The 9,051-nt window shown below is 68.9% G+C and carries 1 pseudogene; it reads right to left on the bottom strand.

Going from position 1 to position 9,051, the window contains the following annotated elements:
* Positions 1 to 9,051 (bottom strand): annotated as a pseudogene (locus AXZ95_RS19790) (DUF11 domain-containing protein); the annotation flags it as partial.

Below are 9,051 nucleotides of genomic sequence, written 5' to 3'. Positions count from 1 at the left end.
CCTGGCCACACGTAGGTCAGCGGAGAGAGTCCCGGCATCGGGTCGTCGATCGACACGTTCGTCAGCGTGACGTTTCCGTCGTTCTTCGCCGAGAACTGGAACGTCACCAGGTCGCCCGGCTCGGCTGGGGACTGGATGGCGCCCGGCTGCACGTCCTTCGTGAACGTCAGCTCCGGGTCGGACACCAGCGGGGTGTCCACCGTCGCCGGGGGCGTCGTGACGCTCGTCCCCGTGGGCGGGTTACCCGTCGCGGTCGCGGAGTTCGTGACGATGCCGGCGTTGATGTCCGCCTGGGTCAGCTGGTAGGTCGCCGTGGCGGTGACCTTCTCCGTCGGCGCAAGCGTGCCCGGGGTTCCTGGCCACGAGTACGTGAGCGGTGAGAGACCCGGAAGGACGTCGGTGATCGTGACGCCGGTCAGGGTCGTGGTGCCCTCGTTCTCGGCCGTGAACAGATAGGTGATCGTGTCACCGACCTGCGCGGGGCTCTTGACCGCAGTCGCGTCCGCGTCCTTCGTGAGAGTGAGCTTCGGCGTGGAGGTCAGCGGGGTGTCGGTCGCGGCCGGCGGCGGGGTGACCGGGGGACCCGAGGGCGGGGTGCCGGTGGAGGTCGCCACGTTGCCGACGTGACCTGCGTCGATGTCGGCCTGCGTCAGAGCGTAGGTCGCCGTCGCGGTGACCGTCTCGCCCGGCTGCAGCGTGCCCGGTGTGCCCGGCCAGGTGTAGGTCAGCGGGGAGAGCCCGGGCATCGGGTCGTCGATGGTCACACCGGTCAGGGTGACGTTTCCGTCGTTCTTCGCGGAGAACTGGAAGGTCACCACGTCGCCCGGCTGCGCCGGCGACTGAATGGCGTCAGGCTGAACATCCTTGGTGAATGTGAGCACCGGGTTCGAGACGAGCGGGGTGTCCACGGATGCCGGAGGCGTCGTCACATCGGTGCCAGTGGGCGGAGTGCCCTTGGCGGTCGCCGAGTTCGTGACGAGCCCTGTGTTGATGTCGGCCTGAGTCAGCTGGTAGGTCGCGGTCGCCGTGACGATCTGCGTCGGCGCCAGCGTGCCCGGAGTGCCCGGCCACGTGTACGTCAGCGGGGACAGACCCGGCAGGGCGTCGGCGATGGTGACACCGGTGAGGGTGGTGTTTCCGGTGTTCTCGGCCGAGAACAGGTAGGTGATCGTGTCCCCGACCTGGGCCGGGTCCTTCACCGCCGCCGCGTCCGCCACCTTGGTCAGTGTCAGGTTCGGAGAAGCGGTCAGCGGAACGTCGACCGACCACTCGGCCGTCACGTCAGGTCCCGAGGGCGGAGTGCCGACGGTCGTCGCCGTGTTCGGAACATGGCCCGCGTCGAGGTCCGCCTGCGTCAACTGGTACGTCGCCGTCGCGACGACCTTCTCCTTCGGCGCGAGCGTCCCCGGCGTTCCCGGCCAGGTGTACGTCAGAGCCGAAAGGCCCGGCAGCTGGTCGATGATCTTCACGTCAGTGAGGGTCACCGTGCCCGAGTTGGTGGACTCGAAGGTATAGGTGATCGTGTCGCCCACTTCGGCCGGTGACTGGATGGCCGTCGTGTTCGCAACCTTGAGCAGCGTGATGGACGGCCCCGACGTCAGCGGAGTGTCTGTGACCGCTGGCGGAGTCGTGACGTCGGTGCCCGTGGGCGGAGTGCCCGTCGCGGTCGCCGTGTTGCCCACGTGGCCCGCGTCGAGATCCGCCTGCGTCAGCTGGTAGGTCGCCGTCGCGGTGACGACTTCCTTCGGCTGCAGGGTCCCCGGGGTCCCCGGCCACGAGTACGCGAGCGGGGAGAGCCCCGGCATCTGGTCGTCGATCGTGACACCGGTGAGTGTGACGTTTCCGTCGTTCGTCGCCGAGAACACGAAGGTGATCAGGTCGCCGACCTTGGCCGGCGACTGCACGGCACCGGCCTGGGCGTCCTTCGTCAGCGACAGCTTGGGGTCCGACACGAGCGGTGTGTCGACGGATGCCGGAGGCGTCGTGACATCCGTGCCCGTCGGCGGGGTGCCCGTCGCGATAGCAGAGTTCGTGACCAGCCCGGCGTTGATGTCGGCCTGCGTCAGCTGGTAGGTCGCCGTCGCGGTGACCTTCTCACCGGGCAGCAACGTTCCCGCAGCGCCCGGCCACGAATACTTCAGCGAGGAGAGTCCCGCCAGCACATCCGTGATCGTGACACCGGTAAGGGTCGTCGTCCCCTCGTTCTCCGCGGTGAACAGGTACGTGATCGTGTCACCGACCTGCGCGGGGCTCTTGACCGCAGTCGCGTCCGCGTCCTTGGTCAGGGTGAGCTTCGACGTCGACACCAACGGGGTATCGGTCACAGCGGGCGGAGTGGTGACGTCTGTACCGGTCGGCGGAGTGCCCGTCGAGATCGCGGTGTTCGCCACGTGACCGGCGTCGATGTCGGCCTGGGTCAGCTGATAGGTGGCCGTCGCCGTGACGACGTCGTCAGGCAGCAGGGTGCCCGGGGTGCCCGGCCAGGTGTAGGTCAGCGGAGACAGACCCGGAAGCTGGTCGTCGATCGTGACGCCGGTCAGCGTCGTCGTGCCCTCGTTCTTCGCCGAGAACAGATACGTGATCGTGTCACCTACCTGAGCCGGATTCTGGATGCCGCCCGGCTGGACGTCCTTCGTCAGGGTCAGCTTCGACGTCGACACCAGCGGGGTGTCCGTCACGGCCGGTGGAGTGGTGACATCGGTGCCGGTCGGGGGTGTGCCCTTCGCGGTCGCCGAGTTCGCCACGTGCCCTGCATCGATGTCGGCCTGCGTCAGCTGATAGGTCGCCGTCGCGGTGACGGTCTCTCCCGGCTTCAGCGTGCCCGGAGCGCCCGGCCATGCGTACGTCAGCGGGGACAGGCCTGGCAGCGCGTCCGTGATCGCCACGCCGGTGAGGGTGGTGTTGCCCTCGTTCTTCGCCGAGAACAGGTACGTGATGGTGTCGCCGACCTGAGCCGGGTTCGTGACAGCGTCGACGTTGGTGCTCTTGACCAGCGACAGGTCGGGGTCGGACGCGAGAGGAACCGTCGTGCTCGCCACGTCGGTGACGTCGTCACCGGAGGGCGGAGTGCCGGTGGTGCTCGCCGTGTTCACGACCGTGCCCGCGTCGAGGTCCGCCTGCGTCAGCGGGTACGTCGCCGTAGCCGTAACCTTCTCGCCCGGCTGCAACGTGCCCGGGGTGCCCGGCCACGTGTAGGTCAGCGGGGACAGTCCCGGCAGCGGGTCGGCGATCGTGACGCCGGTGAGCGTGGTGTTACCGGTGTTCTCCGAGACGAAGGTATAGGTGACCACGTCACCCGCCTTCGGCGGCGACTGCAGGGCGGAGGTGTCCTTCGTCTTCACGAGGTCGATGGACGCGGACGGGACCAGCGGCGTGTCGGTGGCCGCCGGCGGAGTAGTGAAGTCGGAACCGGTCGGCGGCGTGCCCGTCGACGTTGCCACGTTGCCCACGTGGCCCGCGTCGATGTCGGCCTGCGTGAGCTGGTAGGTCGCCGTCGCCGACGCCGACTGCTTCGGCTCGAGCACGCCCGGAGCGGCCGGCCACGAGTACGTCAGCGCAGAAAGTCCCGGCTTGGGATCGTCGATCGTGACGCCCGTCATCGTGACGTTCCCGGCGTTGGTCACCAGGAAGACGAAGGTGACAGTGTCGCCGACAGCAGCGGGCGACTGCACAGCATCGGCCTGCGCGTCCTTGACGAGCTCGAGCGTCGGATCCGCCGGGAGCGGAACCGTCTCGGTCGCGTCGTCGGTCACGTTGCCGCCGGTCGGCGGAGTGCCGACCGTTGTCGCCGTATTGACGACCTGGCCCGCATTGAGATCGGACTGGACCAGCAGGTAGGTGGCGGTCGCGGTGACCGACTCACCCGGCTGCAGCGTGCCCGGGGTTCCCGGCCACGTGTAGGTCAGCGGTGACAGGCCCGGCAGCGCATCCGTGATGATGACACCGGTCAGGGTCGTGTTGCCCGTGTTCTTGGACACGAACGTGTAGGTCACCTGGTCTCCGGCCCGCGGCGGGGACGACAGCGCCGTCGAGTCGGCGGTCTTCACCAGCTCGATCACCGAGGACGACACCAGTGGGGTGTCCGTGGTCGCGGGGGGCGGGGTCACGTCCGGACCGGTCGGCGGGGTACCCGTCGAGGTCGCGGTGTTCGCCACGTGACCTGCGTCGATGTCAGCCTGGGTCAGCGCGTAGGTCGCGGTAGCCGTGACGGTCTCGCCCGGCTGCAACGTACCGGGGGTACCCGGCCACGTGTAGGTCAGCGGAGAGAGTCCTGGCTTGGGGTCGGTGATCGTGACACCGGTGAGCGTCACATTGCCGTCGTTCTTCGCCGAGAACTGGAAGGTGACCACGTCACCCGGCTGCGCCGGCGACTGGATGCCGCCGGGGACGACGTTCTTGGTGAAAGTCAGCTCCGGGTCAGAGACCAGCGGGGTGTCGACCGTCGCCGGAGGCGTCGTGACATCGGTGCCCGTCGGCGGGGTACCTGTCGCCGTGGCGGAGTTCGTCACAATGCCGGCGTTGATGTCCGCCTGCGTGAGCTGGTACGTCGCGGTCGCGGTGACCTTCTCACCCGGGAGCAGTGTTCCGGGTGTTCCGGGCCACGAGTACGTCAACGGGGACAGGCCCGGCAGCACATCGGTGATGACCACACCGGTGAGGGTCGTGTTGCCCTCGTTCTCGGCCGCGAACAGGTACGTGATCGTGTCGCCCACCTGAGCGGGGTTCTTGACCGCGGTCGCGTCGGCATCCTTGGTCAGGGTCAGCTTGGAGGTCGCCACGAGCGGGGTGTCCGTCGCCGCCGGCGGCGGGGTCACGTCCGGACCGGACGGCGGAGTTCCCTTGGACGTCGCCACGTTGCCCACATGACCCGCGTCGATGTCGGCCTGCGTCAGCGCATAGGTCGCCGTCGCCGTGACCGTCTCGCCCGGCTGCAACGTACCGGGGGTACCCGGCCACGTGTAGGTCAGGGCAGAGAGTCCCGGCTTGGGGTCGGTGATCGTGACACCGGTGAGCGTCACATTGCCGTCGTTCTTCGCCGAGAACTGGAACGTGACCACGTCACCCGGCTGCGCCGGCGACTGGATGCCGCCGGGGACGACGTCCTTCGCGAACGTCAGCTCGGGGTCGGACACCAGCGGGGTGTCCACGGACGCCGGAGGCGTCGTGACGGTGCCGCCCGTGGGCGGGTTGCCCGTCGCCGTGGCCGAGTTGGTGACCTTGCCGGCGTTGATGTCGGCCTGGGTCAGCTGGTACGTCGCCGTGGCGGTGACCTTCTCCGTCGGTGCAAGCGTGCCCGGGGTGCCCGGCCACGAGTACGTGAGCGAGGACAAGCCCGGCAGGGCGTCAGTGATGGTCACCCCGGTGAGCGTGGTGTTGCCGTCGTTGACCGCGGTGAAGGTGTAGGTGATGGTGTCACCGACCTGCGCGGGGTTCTTGACCGCGGTCGCGTCATCGACCTTCGTGAGGGTCAGCTTCGGACCGGGGACGACCGGGGTGTCCGTGCTCGCGGGGGGCGAGGTGACGGACGGGCCCGTCGGCGGGGTGCCGACGGCGATCGCCGTGTTGGACACGAGGCCTCGGTCGATGTCTGCCTGGGTCAGATGGTAGCTCGCGGTGGCGGTGACGCTCTGGCCCGGTGGGAGCGTGCCCGGGGCGCCCGGCCACGTGTAGGTCAACGTGGACAGGCCCGGAAGCGGATCGTTGATGGTCACGCCGGTGAGGGTCGTGTTGCCGTTGTTCTTCGCCACGAAGGTGAAGATGATCGTGTCGCCCACCTGGGCCGGCGACTGGATGGCGCGGGGGTCGGCCACCTTCGTCAGCTCGAGTTCCGAGGTGGTGATCAGGGTGGTGTCCGTCGGAGCCGGCGGGGTGACCACGGGCGGACCGACGGGCGGGTTGCCGGTCGCGGTGGCGGCGTTCGCCACGTGGCCGGCGTCGATGTCCGCCTGGGTCACCTGGTAGGTCGCCGTCGCGGTGACGATCTCCTTCGGCGCCAGAATGCCCGGGGTGTTCAGCCACGTGTACGTCAGCGGGGACAGACCCGGAAGGACGTCGTCGATCTTCACGCCGGTCAGGGTGACGTTGCCGTCGTTCTCGGCGGAGAACGTGTAGGTGATCGTGTCACCCACCTTCACCGGGTTCTGGAGGGCGCCGGTATCGGCCGCCTTGGTGACCTTCAGCGACGGGCCCGGCGTGACCGGGACCTGGGCGGTGGCGGTGTCGGTGACATCCCCACCCGTCGGCGGCGTGCCCGTCGTGGTTGCCGTGTTGTCCACCCGGCCGGCGTCGAGGTCGGCCTGCGTGAGCTGGTAGGTCGCCGTCGCCGTGACCGACTGGCTCGGCTGCAGGACGCCCGGGGCGCCCGGCCACGTGTAGGTCAGGGCGGAGAGCCCGGGCATCGGGTCGGTGATGGTGACGCCGGTCAGCGTGGTGTTACCGGTGTTCTTGGACACGAACGTGTAGGTGACGGTGTCGCCGAGGCGGGCCGGGGACTGCACTGCGCCGGCGTCCGGCGTCTTGGTCAGCTCGATGCCCGAACCCGCGGTCACGGTGAGGTCGTAGATGTCCTGGTCGGTGACCGGGGGGCCGCTTGGCGGGGTGCCCTCGGTGGTCGCCGTGTTGGTCACCTTGCCCGCGTTGATGTCGGACTGGGTCAGCTGGTAGGTCGCCGTCGCGGTGACCTGCTGGCCCGGGTCGAGGGTGCCCGGAGTGCCCGGCCAGGTGTAGGTCAGCGGTGACAGGCCCGGCAGCGGGTCGTCGATCGTGACACCGGTCAGGGTCGTGTTGCCGTTGTTGGTCGACACGAACGTGTAGGTGACGGTGTCACCGACGACCGCGGGCGACTGCACCGCAGACGCGTCGGCGGACTTGACCAGGTCGATGCTCGGCGCCGGGCCGAGCGTCGTGTCGGTTTCGGCCGGCGGGGTCACGAGCGGCGGCCCGTTCGGCGGGGTTCCGGTCGAGGTGGCGGAGTTCGCCACGTGGCCGGCGTTGATGTCCGCCTGCGTCAGCACGTACTGCGCAGTGGCGACGGCGTCCTCACCAGGCAGGAGGATGCCCGGGGTACCCGGCCACGTGTAAGTCAGGGGGGACAGACCCGGAAGCTGGTCCGTGATCGACACGTTGGTCAGGGTCGTGTTGCCGTCGTTGTGTGCGGTGAACGTGTAGACGATGACGTCGCCGACCTTGGCCGGATTGGACACGCCGCTGGTGCCTGCGACCTTCGCCAGGGTGAGCTTCGGGTCCTGCACGCCGGGGATCTCGACCTCGGCCGGCGGGGATACCACGTCCGGGCCGGTGGGCGGCGTTCCGGAGGCGGTCGCCTCATTCAGCACGTGTCCTGCGTCGATGTCGGCCTGTGTCAGCACATAGGTGGCCGTGCAGACCAGCTGGCCGCGCGGCTGCAACTGCGCCGTCGGCGGGCAGGACAGCGGCGACAGCGTGCCCGAGCCGGAGAACTGGGTCTCTGAGATCTGCGGGTTCGTCAGCGTGACGTTGCCGTTGTTGGTCGCCACGAACGTATAGGTGATGGTTCGGCCGACGACGAAGTTGGCCGCGTCGTTCGGGGACGCCGACTTGACCAGGCCGATGGCCGGGTTGGCGGTCAGGGTCACATCGTTCGGGGCCGGCGGGGAGTTCACCGGCGGACCCGAGGGCGGGGTTCCGACCGCGGTCGCGACGTTGGCGACGTGGCCGGAGTTGATGTCGTTGGTGGTGACACGGTAGGTCGCCGTCGCGGTGACGGTCTGGCCCGGCGTCAGCGTGCCCGGCGTGCCCGGCCACGTGTACGTCAGTGCGGAGAGACCCGGAAGCACATCGGAGATGCTGACGTTGGTCAGCGTCACGTTGCCCGTGTTCTGGGCGCTGAACCGGTACGTGATGACGTCACCCGCGGAGGGCGGGGTAGGCAGACCGACGAGGTCTACCCCCTTGGTCAGGGTGAGCTGGGGACCCGCCGTGAGCGGGACGTCGACGACAGCGGGCGGCGGAACGACCGCTGGTCCCGTGGGCGGGGTGCCCGTGGTGGTGGCGCGGTTGTCCACGTGACCGGCGTTGATGTCGGCCTGGGTCACGGAGTAGATCGCGGTGGCCGTGACGGATTCGTCCGGCTGCAGCGTGCCCGGCGTGTTCTGCCACGTGTAGGTCAGGGCAGACAGGCCCGGCAGGGCGTCCGCTATCGACACGTTCGTCAGCGTGACATTTCCCGTGTTCTTCGCCGTGAAGTGGTACGTGATCTGGTCGCCGACCTTGGTCGGACTGTTCAGCTGGTCGCGGTCGGCCGTCTTGACCAGGGTCATGTCCGGGTTCGCCAGCAGCGGGGTGTCCGTCACGGAAGGCGGGGGCGTCACGTCGGGACCGGTCGGAGGTGTGCCCTTTGCGGTGGCGGAGTTCGCCAGGTGGCCGGTGTTGATGTCGGCCTGGGTCAGCTTGTACGTCGCCGTCGCCGTGACCGTCTCGCCGGGAAGCAGCGTGCCCGGAGTTCCCGGCCACGTGTAGACCAGCGGGCTCAGGCCCGCCTTGGCGTCGGTGATGGTCACTCCGGTGAGGGTGACGTTGCCCTCGTTCTTCGCCGAGAAGTGGAACACGACCGTGTCACCGGGAACCGGCGGCGTCTGCACGGCATCGAAGTCGGCCGTCTTGGTGGAGGTGAGTTTCGGGCCGGCGGTGAGGGGGACGGGGACGGTGGCGGGGGGTGTGGTGACGTTTTGGCCGGTGGGTGGTGTGCCGGTGGCGGTGGCCTGGTTGATGACCTGGCCGGTGTTGATGTCGGCCTGGGTGAGCTGGTAGGTCGCGGTTGCGGTGACGGTCTGGCCGGGGGTGAGGGTGCCGGGGGTGCCGGGCCAGGTGTAGCTGATCGCGGACAGGCCCGGGAGCTGGTCGGTGATGCTCACCCCGGTGAGGGTGACGTTGCCGGTGTTGGTGGAGGTGAAGGTGTAGGTGATCGTGTCCCCGACCGTCGCCGGGTTCTTCACCGCGGACGCGTTCGCGGTCTTGATCAGGTTCAGGGTGGGGTTCGCCACCAGCGGGGTGTCGGTCGCGGCCGGGGGCGGG

This window comes from Leifsonia sp. 115AMFTsu3.1 (assembly GCF_004362795.1).
In the GTDB taxonomy this organism is placed as follows: Bacteria; Actinomycetota; Actinomycetes; order Actinomycetales; family Microbacteriaceae; genus Leifsonia.
This window is presented reverse-complemented; position numbering and strand designations above follow the sequence as displayed.